General features: G+C 70.5%; 7 protein-coding genes and 10 pseudogenes. 14 read left to right on the top strand and 3 right to left on the bottom strand.

Annotated elements, in window-relative coordinates:
• Positions 1 to 4 precede the first annotated feature (4 nt).
• Both ACZ45Z_RS13435 and ACZ45Z_RS13430 read right to left on the bottom strand, forming a co-directional pair.
• A complete protein-coding gene (locus tag ACZ45Z_RS13435; protein ID WP_468360987.1) occupies positions 5 to 1,480 on the bottom strand; it encodes an ATP-binding protein in 1,476 nt (491 codons plus the stop codon).
• Between the two features lie 224 nt (positions 1,481 to 1,704).
• Positions 1,705 to 2,025 (bottom strand): annotated as a pseudogene (locus ACZ45Z_RS13430) (NUDIX hydrolase); the annotation flags it as partial.
• A gap of 69 nt (positions 2,026 to 2,094) precedes the next feature.
• Here ACZ45Z_RS13430 and ACZ45Z_RS13425 point away from each other — a divergent pair.
• A pseudogene (locus ACZ45Z_RS13425) lies at positions 2,095 to 3,019 on the top strand (DUF5655 domain-containing protein).
• Positions 3,020 to 3,117: 98 nt separating this feature from the next.
• Here ACZ45Z_RS13425 and ACZ45Z_RS13420 read toward each other — a convergent pair.
• Positions 3,118 to 3,868: pseudogene (locus ACZ45Z_RS13420) on the bottom strand (DNA-methyltransferase).
• Between the two features lie 636 nt (positions 3,869 to 4,504).
• Between ACZ45Z_RS13420 and ACZ45Z_RS13415 the strand changes: the two are divergent.
• The 13 genes and pseudogenes from ACZ45Z_RS13415 to ACZ45Z_RS13355 all read left to right on the top strand — a co-directional run bounded on the left by ACZ45Z_RS13415 (position 4,505) and on the right by ACZ45Z_RS13355 (position 15,761).
• Positions 4,505 to 5,632, top strand: a pseudogene (locus ACZ45Z_RS13415) (C40 family peptidase).
• Between the two features lie 72 nt (positions 5,633 to 5,704).
• A complete protein-coding gene (locus ACZ45Z_RS13410) occupies positions 5,705 to 6,013 on the top strand; it encodes a DUF6112 family protein (protein ID WP_468360984.1) in 309 nt (102 codons plus the stop codon).
• Complete coding sequence (locus tag ACZ45Z_RS13405; RefSeq protein ID WP_468360981.1) at positions 6,013 to 6,699, top strand: hypothetical protein; 687 nt, start codon at positions 6,013 to 6,015, stop codon at positions 6,697 to 6,699. The genes ACZ45Z_RS13410 and ACZ45Z_RS13405 overlap by 1 nt, the downstream gene beginning before the upstream one ends.
• 31 nt (positions 6,700 to 6,730) lie before the next feature.
• Positions 6,731 to 8,100, top strand: a pseudogene (locus tag ACZ45Z_RS13400) (SCO6881 family protein).
• 89 nt (positions 8,101 to 8,189) lie between these two features.
• Positions 8,190 to 9,660 (top strand): annotated as a pseudogene (locus ACZ45Z_RS13395) (SCO6880 family protein).
• 43 nt (positions 9,661 to 9,703) lie between these two features.
• Positions 9,704 to 10,158: pseudogene (locus ACZ45Z_RS13390) on the top strand (DUF6238 family protein).
• Positions 10,159 to 10,177: 19 nt separating this feature from the next.
• A pseudogene (locus tag ACZ45Z_RS13385) lies at positions 10,178 to 11,624 on the top strand (ATP-binding protein).
• 103 nt (positions 11,625 to 11,727) lie between these two features.
• Positions 11,728 to 11,919: a hypothetical protein gene (locus ACZ45Z_RS13380; protein WP_468360978.1), complete on the top strand. Its 192-nt coding sequence runs from the start codon at positions 11,728 to 11,730 to the stop codon at positions 11,917 to 11,919.
• Complete coding sequence (locus ACZ45Z_RS13375; RefSeq protein ID WP_468360975.1) at positions 11,912 to 12,580, top strand: hypothetical protein; 669 nt, start codon at positions 11,912 to 11,914, stop codon at positions 12,578 to 12,580. The genes ACZ45Z_RS13380 and ACZ45Z_RS13375 overlap by 8 nt, the downstream gene beginning before the upstream one ends.
• Entirely contained in the window at positions 12,581 to 13,255 is a 675-nt protein-coding gene (locus tag ACZ45Z_RS13370; protein WP_468360972.1) for a hypothetical protein, read from the top strand.
• Positions 13,234 to 14,454, top strand: a pseudogene (locus ACZ45Z_RS13365) (type IV secretory system conjugative DNA transfer family protein); the annotation flags it as partial. The gene ACZ45Z_RS13370 and the pseudogene ACZ45Z_RS13365, both read left to right, overlap by 22 nt.
• A 334-nt stretch (positions 14,455 to 14,788) precedes the next feature.
• Positions 14,789 to 15,061 (top strand): annotated as a pseudogene (locus ACZ45Z_RS13360) (DnaB-like helicase N-terminal domain-containing protein); the annotation flags it as partial.
• A gap of 409 nt (positions 15,062 to 15,470) precedes the next feature.
• Positions 15,471 to 15,761: a hypothetical protein gene (locus ACZ45Z_RS13355; protein ID WP_468361620.1), complete on the top strand. Its 291-nt coding sequence runs from the start codon at positions 15,471 to 15,473 to the stop codon at positions 15,759 to 15,761.
• The last annotated feature ends 288 nt before the right edge of the window (positions 15,762 to 16,049 follow it).

The following is a 16,049-nucleotide window of genomic DNA, read 5'->3' as shown; positions in this document are numbered from 1 at the left end:
TGGGTCAGGAGTTCCAGAAACCTTGTTGCTCGTCGAAGGGAGACATGGAGCTGAGTACTCCCCGGGCGTCCTCAGGGGAGCGGCCCTGGCCCAAGAGCGCTTCGTACAATTGGCGGGCGATGTCGACGGTCTCCGGAGCGGCCGGCCCTGGACCGCCGAAGGGTTCGGGGTCGTCGACCGTGTCGGTCTCGTGGAGCATCCGGAGGGCCGTGACCGGGACCGTCTCCTCAAGGAGGCGGATCAACGAGTGGACGATGTCCGGGTGGCCGCCCTGGCCGTCCATCGCTGCCTTCACCAAGGGGTGTTTTCTGTTGATACGCAGAACAATCCGGCCGTCGTGACGCTTCACGTTCCAGGCGAACTTCAGGGGGTCACCGTGCGCCCGCGACACCACCTGACCACGCTGTCGTGCGGAACGGGAAGCCGCTTCGCGGGTGTACCTGGCGATCCTCTCCAGGTGACGACGCAAGGAGACGGGGGGAACCACGCTCGCCTTGCGCACGTCCACGCCCCAGTCGGCGTCGGCTTCCGCAGGGATGTCCACGGCGATCCGCGCGAGGTTGTACTTCTCCTCGCGCCGCAGGCCGCGGATCCCCAGCCAGTCACCGGCCAGGATCAAGCGGTCACGCCGGTAGACGTAGAACCCCTGCTGCCCCAGCCATCCCTTCTGCCCGGCAGCCGACTCGTAGTCAGCCTCCGAGAGCCGTTGTGCTGTCGGGAGGACGAAGGGCTCCACACGCACCGACTCCGATCCCAGCGGCAGAGGCTCCCAGGGGATCCGCTGTACCGACGGGTGCGTGGACAGGAACGGGTCCCACGGGGAGAGGTCGGAGCCGCGCACCCGGATCCGGCACCGGGCAGGACGCTGCAAGAAACGGGCGAAGACCATCGAGAGGTGGGATTCGGTGCGCTCCGCCTCCGCATAGAACTGGGCCTGCGTCTTTTCGTCGTCGCTGGTCACGGCGGTGTTGTGGTAGCCGGAGAGCTGCTCCCACAGGACGACGGTCCCATGCTGCATGCTTCCCGCGATTCGACGCAGGAGGGTGGTGGTCGTGTCGCCGGGGTCACGGAGGAGCCGCCACTCCTTGTAGTGCTCCACGACGCCGAGGTCCCATGTCCGAACGTGCCAAATTCCGTCCCTGGCCGTGGCTACGGTGAGCTTGCGGCACTGGGAGAAGGAGGCGGACTTCAGCCCTACACCGAAACGGCCGAGATCCGTGGCACTCCGCTCGGCGGACGGACCGCGGGCCGCCACCGTCATGGCGGTCACCAGGTCGGGCTCCGTCATCCCCCGGCCGTCGTCAGTCACGGCGATCCAGGAGCTGTGTCCGTCCCACGTGAAGTCGACGTCGATGTTCTTGGCCTCTGCCGAGACACTGTTGTCCACGAGGTCTGCGACTGCGGCGGGAAGCGAGTAGCCGAGCGAACTGAGCGACGCCACCATGCCAGCAGGGTCGGGAGCGGCGACGTCGAAGTCCATCTTCACGCTCCGTACCCGGTCAGTCCTGTGCGGTCAGTTCGTCTGTGTGCTCCGCAGAGCGGCATGTGGCAGGACTTCTCGAGACCCGTGCGGTGAGTGTGCTGCAACTCGTCCCACGCCAGCCGAAATCCCCCCGTTCGGAGCATGGTACCGAAAGGGGCTTGTCTGGCGTAGGTGATCTCTGTGGAGGGCTGTCCCCCACGTTCGCAGGGCACGCACGTAAAGGCCCTGGCCGTGGTGTCCACGAACTCCTCGCGAATGGCATCTGCCTCGCCCAGCGGACCCGAGCGTGCTTGCGGGGTTCGTGGTTTTCGGGTTCGCCGGTCTATTCACGGGAGGCGACGGTGAGGAAGCCGTTGGGTGCTTCGACTCCCAAGCGCGTAGATGATGTGGGCGGCCTTCAGGCTCCGCCTTCACGGTCAGGCCGGCCCTCTCGCAACTCGCACAGCGGTTTCGCTGATCGGTTCGCCAGGTTCGCTCTTGCCTGCGAGGAGGCCCCACCCACCGACAGCAACGAGAAGCCCCCGACAACGCATCACGTCCAGTTACTCACCGGAATACCCGCAGGTCGGTTTCGATTGCTCCTCCTGTAGTGATCACGGAGGGGGACGCTGGTGAGCGAACTGAAGCTGTTCCGGCTCGACGCCGCCGGCCGGGACGTCGAGCTGCGCGGTTCGACGGTGGCGCTGGAGGTCGAGCTGCAGCGCCGGATCGAGTCCGGCATGGAGGCCATGCTCGGCATCCGCTTCCTCGCGTCCGAGTACCCGACGGGGCCGTGGCACCGTGGCCGTATCGACTCGCTCGGCCTGGACGAGAACGGCACGCCTGCGCTGATCGAATACAAGAAGGGCCCCGATACCGGTGTCCTGTCGCAGGCTGTCCTACCTGTCGTGGTTGGACTCCGCCCGTCACGAGTTCGAGGCGCTGGTCAAGGAGAAGCTGGGGTCCGAGGCCGCCGAGTCGATCGACTGGCGGAACCCGCGGACGGTCTGCATCGCGGCCAGCTTCTCGCACCACGACCGGGTCGCGGTAAAGCGCCTACACGAGCGGGTCGACCTGGTGCGCTACCGCGTCTTCGACGGCGGGCTGCTGAGCCTGCTGCTGATCGAGGCCGCATCTGGGTCGCCCAGCCCCGCTCCGGCTCGGCGGCAAAGCCGGCAGAGGGAGGTCGCGGCCGGTGCCGGCGTCGGTTCGATCCAGGCGACCCCGGGTGCGGCTCCGGCGTGCTTGCAGGACCTGTACGCCGAGCTGGACGAGGCCCTCACCGCCTGGGGCGAGGTCGAGGTGGCTCAGCTTCGGCACTACATCGCCTACCGCCGGATGGTGAACGTCGCCTCCGTCATCTTCCGCCCGAAGCACGAGGCGATCCTGGTCTACCTCAGGGTCGACCCGGACACGGTCGAGCTGGAGGAGGGCTTCTCCCGCGACATGCGGGACATCGGCCACCTCGGGACGGGCGACCTGGAGGTGCGGATCGCGTCGGCGGCCGACCTGGAGAAGGCGGGCCCGCTGATCCGGCGGGCGTTCGAGGCGGCCTGACGTAACGGGAAGGGCGGCTGATACATCGGATTCTCGATGTACCAGCCGCCCTCTTGTGTCTGCGGTTCGTCGGCCTCGGTCTGGTTGGTCTCATGGTGTCACGCCTCCGGTCCGGCCAGGACGAAATCGTCCCGGGTTAGCTCCACCTGGAGCCTTCGCTCGGCGATGTCGGCGTAGTGCTCCGAGAGTTCGACGCCGACGAACTTGCGGCCCCTCGCGCAGGGCGGCGACGCCGGTTGTGCCGGAGCCGGTGAAGGGGTCGAGGACCGTTCCGCCCGGCGGGCAGATCCTCACCAGCTCCTGCATCACCTCCACGGGCTTCTGCGTGATGTGCACGCGTTCCTTCCGGGGCTGGCTCGCGGTGTAGAGGCCGGGCAGGTACACGGGGTTCCGGTCGGGGTCGACCGGGCCCTTGGTTCCCCAGACGATGTATTCGCAGGACTGCTTGAGTCGGCCCTTCTGCGGTCGGGAGACCAGCTTGTGCCACGAGGCGATGCCGCGCCAGGTCCAGCCGGCGGCCTGGAGCGCGTCGGTCGTGGTGGGCAGTTGCCTCCAGTCGGTGAAGACGAGCGCGGCGCCCGACTCGGCGGTGGCCCGGTAGGACTCGGTGAGCAGGAGGGTGAGCCAGAAGTCGTACGAGCGCTGGTCGCGGTTCTCGCCGGGGAAGTTGGCGAGGTCGTGCTCAGCGTCGCCCGAGGTGTACTTCGCGCGGGCACTGCGGCCGGTTCGTTCGCCGCTGGTTCGGCCACCGCTGTTGTAGGGCGGGTCCGTGATCACGGCATCGACGCTGTTGTCGGGGATGCTGGCGAGCGCGGTCAGCGCGTCGCCTCGGTGCAGGGTGTACGGCATGGTGCGGTTCTCTCTTTCCGCGAGGACGGTCGTGCGGGATTCCGCGTTCCCGGAATACCGCGCACGTCGGCTTGATTCGCTCCCGGAAGCCACAGAAGCAGCCGCCTGAGGAGAGCGATGGGCTGGAGAGTAACCACCATTCCCGGCCGCACCTAATGACGCTCTGTCGCCACATCACGGGCCCCGACTGCCAGACGAGGCGTCGTTTGGTGCGGCCGGAATTCGTCTCTACAGTCTCGCCGTGTTCGACGGACGGGGCCCTGCTCCCGCCCTGTTGAGCTGTGCTGATGCGTGTCACCTCGTCCAGGTGGCGGCACGGCAGCACTCACGAAACGACCTGATATTTCGGCGAGGGATTCTCCGTGTGGCGTGTGAGATTAAGAGCGCGGCTGACTGCCGCTCTCCAGTAACGGTCTTCCCATGGGTCGGGAGTTAGCCGCTCCCGACCCATGGAATCTCTATTCCCTGATCTCAGGTGTTGCAAATTCCCGACCGGTGCGGTGCCGGTGACCTTTTCGACGAGAACGCTGGTGCCGCGCTGCCTACGAGTAAGGAGCTGCTGATGCAGCATGCCCAGGCACGCCCTTCCCCGACGTCCGACTCCTGCGACCTCCGCTCGGCGGACGGCCCGCGGCCGTGAAGGCGGGCGCGGCAATAGTCGGGTCCGTGGCTCTGGGCCCACTGCTGCTGATTGCCCCGCTCGCGATGGCTCTGGCTGGCGCGAGCAGCGCCTAGGCCGCCTGTGCGAGCGGCGATGCACAGGCTGTGGATACTGCGGCGGTCGCCAAGCAGGTGGAGTCGATCCTCAAAGGCGGCGGCAAGGCCACGGTGTCGGTCCCGGGGCTGGACGATCCCGCAGAGCAGATCCCGAACGCCAAGACGATCCAGGCCACCGGCGTCGCCATGAAGGTGCCGGCGCGAGGACAGGTCGTGGCCCTCGCCACGGCCCTGCAGGAGTCGGGGCTGCGGAATCTGGACTACGGCGACCGGGATTCGCTCGGCCTGTTCCAGCAGCGCCCAAGCCAGGGCTGGGGAACGGCCCAGCAGGTCCGCGATCCCGTGCACGCCTCGACGAGGTTCTACGAGGCTCTACTCAAGGTCCCAGGCTGGCAGTCCATGACCGTCACGCAGGCGGCACAGGCGGTCCAGAAGAGCGGCTTTCCTGACGCCTACGCCAAGTGGGAGCCGCTGGGCACGGCTCTGCAGAAGGCCATCGCCACGTCGCTGTCGGAGGAGTCGAGTTCCGACGGAGGCGACGAGGGCGAGCAGACGGATGCGGCTCCCGGCGGGTGCGGCACCGGTGAGGGCGGGGCCAAGTTCGGTCCGATCCCAGCAGGCTCCGTCCCCAAGGACTACAAGATCCCGGCTGATGCGCCCAAGGCGGTCCGCACCGCCATCCGCTGGGGTCTCGGTCAGCTCGGCACTCCGTATCAGTGGGGTGGCACGTGTACCGATCCGCGCGGCCAGGACCCGATGGACCGCTGCGACTGCTCGTCCCTGATGCAGATGTCGTACAAGGCCGGGGGCGTCTCGATCTCCCGGACCACGTACACGCAGGTCAAGGAGGGCAAGGCGGTCAGCGTCGATGCCCTCAAGCCGGGCGATCTCCTCTTCACTCGCGGCACGGCCCAAGTCCCGGAACGGGTAGGGATGTTCATTGGCGACGGCCTGATTCTGCATGCTCCGCGTACCGGTGACGTGGTCAAGATCTCGACCCTCGCCGACTGGCGGCCGGACGTGCTCGCCGCCCGCCGGATCGTCTGACCGGTCCCCCTCTCCCCCTCTCACTCCTCCCCTTCCGGGCCTTCGCGCGCCCATATTCGTAATGGAGTTCCAATGAAGCTCATTCAGCACGCCCAGATGCCGGCGTACAACCCTGGCGTCACACCGAGCGAGGGCGGCCTGCCCGGCCTCGACGTCCTCAAGAAGGTCATGGGCAGCATCAACCTCTTCGGCATCATCGCCACGGTCGGCGCCGTCGCCATCTCCGCCATCGTCTGGGCCTGGGGCCACCACAGCGGAGGCCACCAGGCCGAGGCCAACGGCAAGAAGGGCACGGTCGTCGCCGCTGGCTGCGCCCTCCTGCTCGGCGCGGCCAACGGCGTCGTCGCGTTCTTCTCGGCGATGGGGACGCAGGGTCACTGATGTCGAAGAATCGTTTCCCTTCCGCCAGGGGGCGGAGGCACGGAGCCCCGTCCTCGGTTCTGCGCCGCGCCTCGATCGGCGGCATCGTCCTCGCTGTCCTGCTGGCCGTCGCCGGTCTGGTCGCGTACGTCACCCGTGCAGAGAGCCCGGCCACGCCGAAGGCCACCCCCGCGCCGGCGCCCTTTTCGACGTCGCCCTCCCCGGCCGCCACCACGCACGCCGGGGTGGCGGTGGTCGCGCCGCCCAGGACGACGGATCCGATCGAGTTCGCCAAGGCCGCCACCAAGGTCCTGTGGACGTACGACACCCGGTCGTTCTCGCAGACCGAGCACCTGGCCGGTCTCAAGCAGTGGATGACCAGCGAGAAGAAGTACGCGGACTGGAAGTCGGTCTCGGACCAGGTGCCCAGCCCGGTGTTGTGGTCGCGGATGCACGACAACGGGCAACACGCCGGTGCCACGGTCGGCGAGGGCCACTTCCCGCAGGCATTCAAGACCGCCCTGGCCCAGGACCCCGGCGCGATCACCGAGGCGTACGTCTACGCCGTCACGGTCACCGGCAAGCAGTCCATCGCCTGGAAGGGCTCCGGTGCCGGAGCCGAGTCCCGCTCGACGACCCTCGCCGTCCAGTGCCGACCGGACCGCGACTGCGCCCTCGTCGGCGTCCTGCCGAACGTCGCGCCGTGATCGCCCTCAACCTGTGTAAGGAGGTACCCTCATGGGGGCTTGCGACCTTCCTCTGATGAGTACGGTCTGCGACACCGTAGGCGGTGTCGTCGGCGCGACCGGCGAAGCCGACACGGACGGCATCGGCGCCTGGATCGCCAAGTCGATGGGCGAGATGGTCCAGGCCGCAGCTGACCTGGCCTCGAAGGCCGTCGACAAGACCACCGCCATCGATCTCAACGCCGAGTGGTTCAGGAGCAACTACGAGCTGATCCTGCCCATCGGCCTCATCCTCACCGTCGGCACGTTCTGCCTCCAGCTCACCCGCGCCGCCTGGCGCCGGGACGAACGCGCCCTCGCTCAGGCGGTATACGGAACAGTGGCCGGCGTCCTGTTCGCGTTTGCCGCGATCGCCTGCACCACCGTCGCGATCACTGTGGTCGACGCGCTCAGCGCCGGCCTGTTCAAGGCCACCAACAGCTCCGTGGACGACGCGGTACGCCGCATCATCAAGGTCAACGAGTTGGGGGCGATGTACGGCCTGGGCTGGGGCGTCCCCGCCATCGTCGCGCTCGGCTGCGCGGTGGGCGCCTTCCTCTACTGGGCGGTGATGGTCGCCCGCAAGGTCGGCATCCTGGTCCTGGTCACCCTGGCCGTGTTCGCCGGGGCCGGCGGCGGCTGGGAGGTCGCGCGGCGCTGGCGGCGTGGCTGGATCGAGGCGACCAGCACCAGATCGTCTCCAAGCTCCTGATGACGATCGTGTTCCTGCTGGGTGTCTCCGCCATGGGCAAGACGGACGCGAGCGACGGGCTGAGCGCCCTGTTGGACGCGATCGCGGGCATCGTCGTGATGGTCCTGGTGCTGCTCTGCCCCTACGCCACGTACAAGTTCGTGCACTGGGCGGCCGACGGCGGCGGCCACGACGATCTGCACCGCACCGGTGTCGCCGGCATGGCGGTCGCCGCGGGTGCGGCGAAGACCGCGGGGCAGCTCGCGGTCCAGGCCGGCACGGGAATGCGGGCTCCGCAGGGGCCGGCGAAGGTGCCAGGCCAGGGCTCCGGTGGCGTCGCCTCCGGGATCGATCCGACGGGCGGATCCGGTGGTGAGGCCAAGCCGAAGCAGACCCACTTCCGCTTCGGTGAGGATCCGAGTGCGACCGGCGACAAGGGCCGGGCGCTGATCCGCCGTCCTCCCACGGACGGCGACCGCGGAGTCCTGCTCATCCAGCGCCCCGGTGGGGGCCAGGCATCTGACTCGGCGCCAGCGGTCTCCGGACCTACGCCACAGGGCGCCTCGGTCTCGGCGCCGCAGGTCACGCACCTGGACCCGCCGGCACCGCGGCGCAGCGGTCCTCCTCCGCAGGGTGGCGCCACCCCGCAGCGGTGGATCTATCCCGGGCCAGCGGACCGCTCGGGCTCGTAGCCCGGAGCTGACGGGGTGGGCTGAGGCCCGCCCGGCTCACCCCGTCTTCCTCTTCTTCTTTCTCCTCATGTTCCAAGGACGGCTTCGCCATGCTCTCTGACGCTTCTCACCCCGACGGTCCGGCCACCGTCAAGTTCCCTCACCGCTCGCGGCGGGGCGTGCTGCTCGGCCTGTCGGCCCCTCATCTGATCGCCGTCGCGGTCTGCGGTCTGCTCCTGCTCGGGGTGCTGCTCACCTCCGGTGTGACCGGAGCGCTCCAGCTCGTACCGCTGTGGGCCGTCGTCCTCGCGGCGGTCTTCATCCGCCACCGCGGACGGGCGCTCGCCGACTGGGCGCCGATCGCGATCCGATACGCGCTCCGGCGCTTCCGGGGGCAGCTGGTCTGGCTCGCCCGGCCGTCCACCCGGCCACGGCGGAAGGGTCTGCTCCACCTGCCCGGCACGGCCGCGTCCCTGCGGGTGGTGTCCTCATCGGACGGCCGCCTCGGCGCGGTGCACGATCCGCACCACGGCACCCTCACGGCCGTGGTGAAGGTGTCCTCCCGCGCCTTCGCCCTGCTCGACCCGGCCGCGCAGGCGGGCAACGTCTCCGGCTGGGGCCGCACGCTGGCCGCGCTCTCGCGCAGCGGGCACATCGCCCGCGTCCAGGTACTGGAGCGCACTGTCCCCGACTCCGGCAACGCGCTCAACCGCTACTGGCAGGAGCACGGCAACACCCCAGGCCCCGCTCGCCGGTCCGATCTACGGCGACCTGCTGGCCGCCGCCGGCCCCGCCGCCGCCCCGCACGAGGCGTACGTCGCCCTCGCCCTCGACCTCAAGGCCGCCCGCCGCCTGATCAACCAGGCTGGCGGCGGACTCACCAGAGCCTTCGCCGTACTGGCCCAGCTCGCCTCCACCTTCGACCAGTCCGCCCGTACCTCCGGGCTCACACCGTATGGCTGGCTGCCCGCGCGCGAGATCGCCGCCGTGATCCGTACCGCCTACGACCCCAAGGCGTCGGCCGCCCTCGACCGGTGGTCCGACTCGGGCCGTCCGCAGGCCGACCCCGCTGCCGGCGGGCCGGTCGTCCTAGTCGAGAAGGCCGACCGTATCCAGACCGACTCGGCCCACCACGCCACGTTCTGGATCGAGAACTGGCCGCGCATCGAGACCAGCCCCGGGTTCCTCCACCAGCTCCTGTTCACCACCGGCGTGCGCCGCACCCTCTCGCTGACCTACGAGCCCAAGGAACTGGACGCCGCCCTGAAGGACGTCCAGCGCAAGAAAGCCACCGTGATCGCGGACGCCGCCGAGCCGGCACGCAAGGGCCAGGTCGACTCCGAGGAGGACTCGGTCGAGTACGCCAACATCAAGCAGCGCGAGCGCCAGCTCATCGCCGGACACGCCGACGTCGCCCTCACCGGCCTGCTCACCGTGAGCGCGGACACCCGCGAGGAGCTCAACGCCGCCTGCGCCGCCGTCGAGACCGCGGCCGTCGCCGCCCTCATCGACCCGCGCCTGCTGACCTGGCAGCAGGCCGAAGCCTTCACCAACGCCGCTCTGCCGCTCGCCCGCCCGTAGCGCAGCCCAGAACCACCGACCGCGCTCTACCGAAGGGCACCCCATGCCGACCGAGCCCCTGCCAGAACTGGCTTCGGACTTCGTCCCGTTCGCCACCGCCGCGCTCGACTTCCACCGGGCCATCAACATGCCCGTCGCCCCGCTCGCCGCCAGGCGCACCGAACTGGACTCCCTGCACGCCCACCTGGTCGCCCTGTACGGCTGCTGGATGCGCACGCCGCGCGGACCGCCCCGGTGGCCGGCGTCGAGGGCGATCACCTGAGGGCCTGCCGTGTCCGGCTGTGGCAGGCAGCCGAGCACCTCCACGCCGCCTATCACGCGGCCTCGCAGCGAGTCACCGGCCGCCTCCCCACGCGGGAGGCGTGCCGGGCCCGCCTTCCCGAGGGCGCACCCGACCTCACCGTGTGCCAGCGCCACCTGGCCACCGCCGCTCGTGTCCGCCGCTACCACACCCCGGCCGACCTGCGCGACCCGTTCACCGGCCTCACCCGCCACTGACCACCGGAGCACCACCGCCATGCCCAACCGAACCACCCGCGTGAGCGCCAGTCCGCTGTTCGTCCCCCGCAAGACCGACCGCCGCCCGGCCCGAAACCCGCCACACCGCGACCGGCATCGATCCCGAACTGCGCGCCACCTACCCGGCCGCCGGCCGACCGGGTCCCGCCTCCGCCCGCGGCGGCCGTCTCAAGCTCCCCGCCCACCGGATGACCACCGCCACCGCGTCCGGCGCCTACCCCTTCCTCGCCGAGGGCGGCCTGGGCGCCCAGGGCATCTACGTGGGCCGCGACGTGCACGCGGAGGCCGCCTTCACCTACGACCCGTTCGCGCTGTACGGGCGGCTCGACGGCTTCACGAACCCGAACATCCTGCTCGCCGGGATCATCGGCATGGGCAAGTCCGCCCTGGCCAAATCCCTCGCCGTACGCGCCGTGGCCTTCGGCTACCGCATCTACGTGCCCTGCGACCCCAAGGGCGAGTGGGCCGTTGTCGCCTTGGCGCTGGGCGGGCAGACCATCGCCCTGGGTCCCGACCTTCCCGGCCGGCTGAATCCGCTGGACGCCCCTGCCAGGCCGTACGGCGTCAGCGACGACGACTGGGCGGGCGAGGTCCGCAAGCGGCGCCTGCTTCTCCTCGGCTCGCTCGCGAAGACGGTCCTGCGGCGCGACCTGCACCCGATGGAGCACACCGCCCTGGACGTGGCACTCGCCCAGGCCGTCGTACGCGCCGAAGCGGCCGGTACCACCCCGCTGCTCGGTGACGTGGCGTACGTACTCAGCTCGCCCGAGCGACTCGACATCGCGCTCGGTGACCTGTCCGGACGCCTCGGACGGGCGGCCGAGGACCTGGCCCACGCACTGCGGCGTCTGGTGCACGGCGACCTGGCCGGCATGTTCGACGCACCGAGCACCGTCGCGTTCGATCCGGCCGCACCGATGCTCTCCATCGACCTTTTCCGGCTCGGCGGCGCCGGCGACGACACGGCGCTCGTCCTGGCGATGACCTGTGCCTCAGCGTGGATGGAGTCCGCGCTCGCCGACCCCACCGGCGGACGGCGCTGGGTGATCTACGACGAGGCATGGCGCGTGATGCGGCACGTCGCCCTGCTGGAGCGCATGCAGAGCCAGTGGAAGCTCAGCCGAGGGCTCGGCGTCGCCAACATGATGGTCATCCACCGCCTCAGCGACCTGCTCACCGCGGGCGACGCCGGCTCCCGGGGCCGCGCGCTCGCCGAGGGCCTGCTCACCGACTGCTCCACCCGGATCATCTACCGCCAGGAAGCCGACCAACTCGGCTCCGCAGCCGCCTTGCTGGGCCTCACCGGCGTCGAGACCCAGGCCGTCTCCGCCCTCACCAAGGGGCGCGGCCTGTGGAAGGTCGCGGGCCGGTCGTTCATTACTCAGCATCTGCTCCACCCGCACGAGCGCGAGCTGTTCGACACGGACGCCCGGATGCATACCTGAGCCGTCCGCTCCCGTTCACGCCCCGGGGGAGCCGGCCCGCGCCGCCCCGGCTCCCCCTCGCCCGTCGTCACATCACGCCCTCCGCACAGGAAGTCGCCCCGCCATGCACCTGAAGCGCACGATCCGTCGCGGCCTGCGCCGCCTCGTCCAGCTCTTCGCCGACGCCGCCCGCGCCCAAACCGCACACGGCCATGCCTCCGCAACCCTCAGCCCGTGCGATCCCGTGGACGCGACACGGCGAGGGACCGACCGGCGCCCTGACGCGCACGACGAGGGCGAGACCCGCCATGGTTGAGCTGGCATGGATCACGCTGGGCAAGCACCCGCAGCTCGGCCTCACCGCCGCCACCATCCACGACGACTTCGGCTCCGCGAACCGGCTGCTGCTCGATGCCGGATTCTCCACCGGGCATCCCGACTTCACCTATGTCCTCGGCGACAGCCGTCGGGACGAGGTCCGGGCGACGCTTCAGCAGCTCTACAGCGCTGTGGCCAGCCACTACGTCGCCATCGACGACGCCTCGCTCGACGGTCCCATGCCCACCAACCCGGCGCCGCCCCGTGGTTCAGAGCCCGCGCACCCTCCGACCCCGTCACCGCGCCGGCCGGACTCGCGGGCCGATCTCGCGGAGTTCGCCGAGGAACTGTCGGGCCGGCTCCCCGGCTCCTGGTCTGCCGCCGTCCATGAACACACTGCGGAGGAAGGCCAGATCCCGCTCAGCGAGCGGGTCTGGGATTACGGCCACGTGAGCTGGGCCCTCTCCGAATTCACCCCACATCGAAGCGCCGTACTCACCAGTGACTCTGGCATCGAGCTCCTGGTCACCGATCGCCCCCTGCGCAAGCACGAGTTCCTGGTCGCCGCGTTCGAGCCACGAGGTAGCGGGTTCGACACGACCACCAGGACACCTAACGGCATCGTCGTGAGTACCGACCCGGTGCGAGCGGCCTCCTGAGTGACAACCCGCCTGCTGCCTCGGTACCAGGAGGCCGTCCGCGAGACCCGGCTCAGCCAAGTCGCCAAGTCGGTGGCTGCCGGCCAGCGCGTTCTGGCCGAATGGGACGCGGTCTCGGACAGCCTGTGCGATGCCGATCACTGGCCGCTCGACGAGCGGTACGGCCTGCGCCAACAGGTACGGGACGCGGAAATGTGGGCGCAGTTCGCTCCCTTCCTCGAGCACGGTCCCACCCTGGTCGCGCACGCCGAGGAAAAGCTTCCTCTCCTTGATCCCGCGGAGCGTGCGGCCGGGCGCTGGCCGTACCGGCTTCGTGCCTTGCGCGAGGCACTGGACGGCGGCGCCCGGGTGCAGGCCGAGTTCCAAGTGATCGCCGAGGCGCTCCTGCCCGACCATCCTCGCTCCAAGGCGGTGTTCGCGGACGCCGTGGCCATGCGCAACGCCGGGGGCTGGCACTACTCCCTGACCTGGATGGACAACGCCGGCGTCCTCGTCGACATCGCGCGCGCCGACAAGGCGCCGCCCGCGCCACCGACCCGACCGCTCCGTGCGCAGCCGGTCCGGTCGACACGCGCCGAGGCTGCCCTTTCCTGGCCCCCACAGGCCGCTCGCCAGATCACCGCGGCGATCGAGAAGAACGCCGGTCCGCCGGCTCCCCGCTTCTTTTACTGCTGACCTCCAACAAGGCGGCCCGCGACGCCTACACCGCCACGCTCGCGGCCCGCGCCGAAGCCGGCACGGTGTGGACGCTCGGTCCGCAGCAGATCGCCCACGCGCCCCGAACGATGTGGTTGGACATCCTCGCGGACGCCCGCGATCTCGCCGGAGCCCGCCGTCTGGCCGGGCACTTCGTGACCGCCTCCGTGGACGAGTCGAACGCGGGCGACTTCTGGTCCACCGCCGCCGCGAACACGGTCACCGCGCTGTTCCTCGCCGCCGCCCGCGACCGGCGGCCGATCACCGACGTCCTGGCCTGGCTCGCCTCGCCGGCCGACCGCTCCCCCATCGACCTGCTCCAGGACGCCGGACTCGACGCGGTCGCCGCCCAGCTCCAGGGCACCGTGGCCGGCGCCGTCGAGACCCGCGACGGCATCTTCGAGACCGCGCGGCAGTACGCGAGCTGCCTGCTCGACCCGGCCATCGCCGCCTGGGTCACGCCGCCCAGCGGCCTCGGCAAGATCCGCGAGTTCAAGCCGGAGGCGTTCGCCACCAGCAAGGACACCCTGTTCCTGCTGTCGAAGGACGGCGGCGGCTCCGCCTCGGCGATCACCACCGCCGCTGCCGACGCGGTGATGCGCGCGGCCGTCATCCAGGCCGAGCGCGACGGCGGGCGGCTCGACGCCCCGCTGCTCGCGATCCTCGACGAGGCCGCCAACGTGTGCAAGATCGCCGACCTGCCGGACCTGTACTCGCACCTCGGCTCCCGCGGCGTCATCCCGATCACGGTCCTACAGTCCTACCGCCAGGGCGTCCGGGTCTGGGGCGAGGCAGGGATCTACGCCCTGTGGTCCGCCGCGACGATCAAACTCGTCGGCTCGGGCATCGACGACGCCGACTTCGCGGACAAACTCAGCCGCCTGGTGGGCGATCACGACGTCCGTACGGTCTCGGTCTCCACCAGCGAGTCGGGCAAGTCCACATCGGTCTCCATGCGCCAGGAGCGCGTGCTGCCGGCGGATGCGATCCGCGCCCTGCGCAAGGGTTCCGCCCTGCTGCTGGCCACCGGCATCCGCCCCGCGCTCCTCGACCTCAAGCCCTGGTACCGGGAGCCGGACGCCGACCGGCTCGGCGCCGCGTCCGCCACGGCGACCGCGGCGATCACCGAGCGCGCGCTGGCCAAGAGCCGGCGCCGAGACGACTTCGGTCCGGCCGCACGACCCCGGTGCTGCCAGGTGCCCGGCTGGCGAGACGCAACGGTGCACGCCCCCAACGTCGCGTCCCTGGGCCTTCGCCCCCATCTCCTTGAGGTACTCCCATGTCCCACCCAGCCCCGTCCTGGGCTTCGATCCGCCGGTCCGAGCGCCTCGCCGGCACACCCGTCGTACGGCGCGGCGCCGGCTGGTGGCTTGTGTCCACGTCCGGCTCTCTGCTCGCCTCAGACCCCGCGTTCACCGGTGAACTGGACCGCTTCGCCGCCGACCTAGCCGCGGCCGACCGTGCAGTCGCCGAGATCCGCGCCCAGGGCAAGCCCCCGCGCAAGGCACGGCCGTGACCCCGCTCGTCCACGCCGAGCAGGCCGTGCTGGGCGCGATCTTCCTAGAGCCCGGCCAACTCGACAGGCTCTCGCCCTGGCTGCGCCCGGAACACTTCTCCCGCCCCGCGCACACGGCGATCTACGCCGCGATGCTCCAGCTCAAGACCGACGGTCACCCGGCGGCAGCCACAACGGCCGGCTTCCCCGTCCCGCTGGCCTGGGTGACAGACACGCTGCGGGAGGCGAGCCCACGGACCCGCGGGCTCACCGCCTCGTATCTGCACTCCCTCGCGTCGGCGTGCCCGCGCCCCGACCACGCCCCGGTGTACGGGCGGATGGTCCTGGAGGGGGCCATCCACCGCAGCGTGGCCCAGCACGCCGCGCGCCTCCACCAGGCCGCGCTCGCCGACGGCCGGGCTGGCACGGTGGAGGAGACGCTGCACCACGCCCAGGTCCTGACCGACGTACTCGCCGACCTGGCGCGCGGCTGGGGCACCGAGGCACGTCCCGTGCAGCCGCCCACCCCGTACGCACCCCAGGCCGAGCGCCCGCAGCCGGTGGGCGAGCAGGTCCTCGCCGACGAGGCGTTCCTCCTCGGCTGCCTCACCGCCCGCCCCGAGCAGCTGCTCGGCCTGGTGCGGTGGCTCCGCCCCGGCGGACTTCGCCGACCCGGGCCATCAGCAGCTCTACCGCGCGCTGGGGGCCCTGCACCATCGCGGCGAACCCATCGACCATCTGACCGTGCTGTGGGAGACCCGGCGTCGCGGCACCCTCGCAGACGGGACGCTCGACACCGAGCGGGTGATGCGGATCTGCGATCCGGGGAGCGCGAACGCGAGGCATCCACCGGGACGTCGCCTATGCACGGTCGCCGCGCCCAGGCGGCCCCGTTCCCGATCCCCGCACGGGAGCGCCGGTCCGGCACACGCAGGTTCGCCGGACCCCGCGCCTTCCGCGGCTCCGCCGCGAGCACGCCGCCGCTCATGACGCCCAGCACGTGCTCAGGGACGGAGAGGGTTCGTTGGGCCTTGCCTCGCGGGCTGCTGCTGGCGGTCTGCCCCTCGCTGACGACCACCTTGCCCTCCGCCAACAGCGGGAACGGCTGGCTGGCACAGTACGCCTTGAGATTGGCCAGCTCAGGGCCGGCCCTGCCGCCGCGCGCCCGCGCGAGGTCTTTGGTCTCGGCGTACGCCTGCATGGTGGCCAGCGTGGCGGCCAGACGGTTCCGCCAGTGCGGAGCCTTCTGGTGATGCTCCAGCTTCTTCGTCTCGTCCA

Source organism: Streptomyces sp. NPDC031210, assembly GCF_055570395.1.
Note: the sequence above shows the minus strand (reverse complement) of the source record. Positions and strands in the feature narration are given on the sequence as shown.

Bases quoted from the DNA above. Each gene is read 5' to 3' on its own strand.
- ACZ45Z_RS13435 (WP_468360987.1), bottom strand. From the start codon at position 1,480: ATGGACTTCGACGTCGCCGCTCCCGACCCTGCTGGCATGGTGGCGTCG.
- ACZ45Z_RS13410 (WP_468360984.1), top strand. From the start codon at position 5,705: ATGAAGCTCATTCAGCACGCCCAGATGCCGGCGTACAACCCTGGCGTC.
- ACZ45Z_RS13405 (WP_468360981.1), top strand. From the start codon at position 6,013: ATGTCGAAGAATCGTTTCCCTTCCGCCAGGGGGCGGAGGCACGGAGCC.
- ACZ45Z_RS13380 (WP_468360978.1), top strand. From the start codon at position 11,728: ATGCACCTGAAGCGCACGATCCGTCGCGGCCTGCGCCGCCTCGTCCAG.
- ACZ45Z_RS13375 (WP_468360975.1), top strand. From the start codon at position 11,912: ATGGTTGAGCTGGCATGGATCACGCTGGGCAAGCACCCGCAGCTCGGC.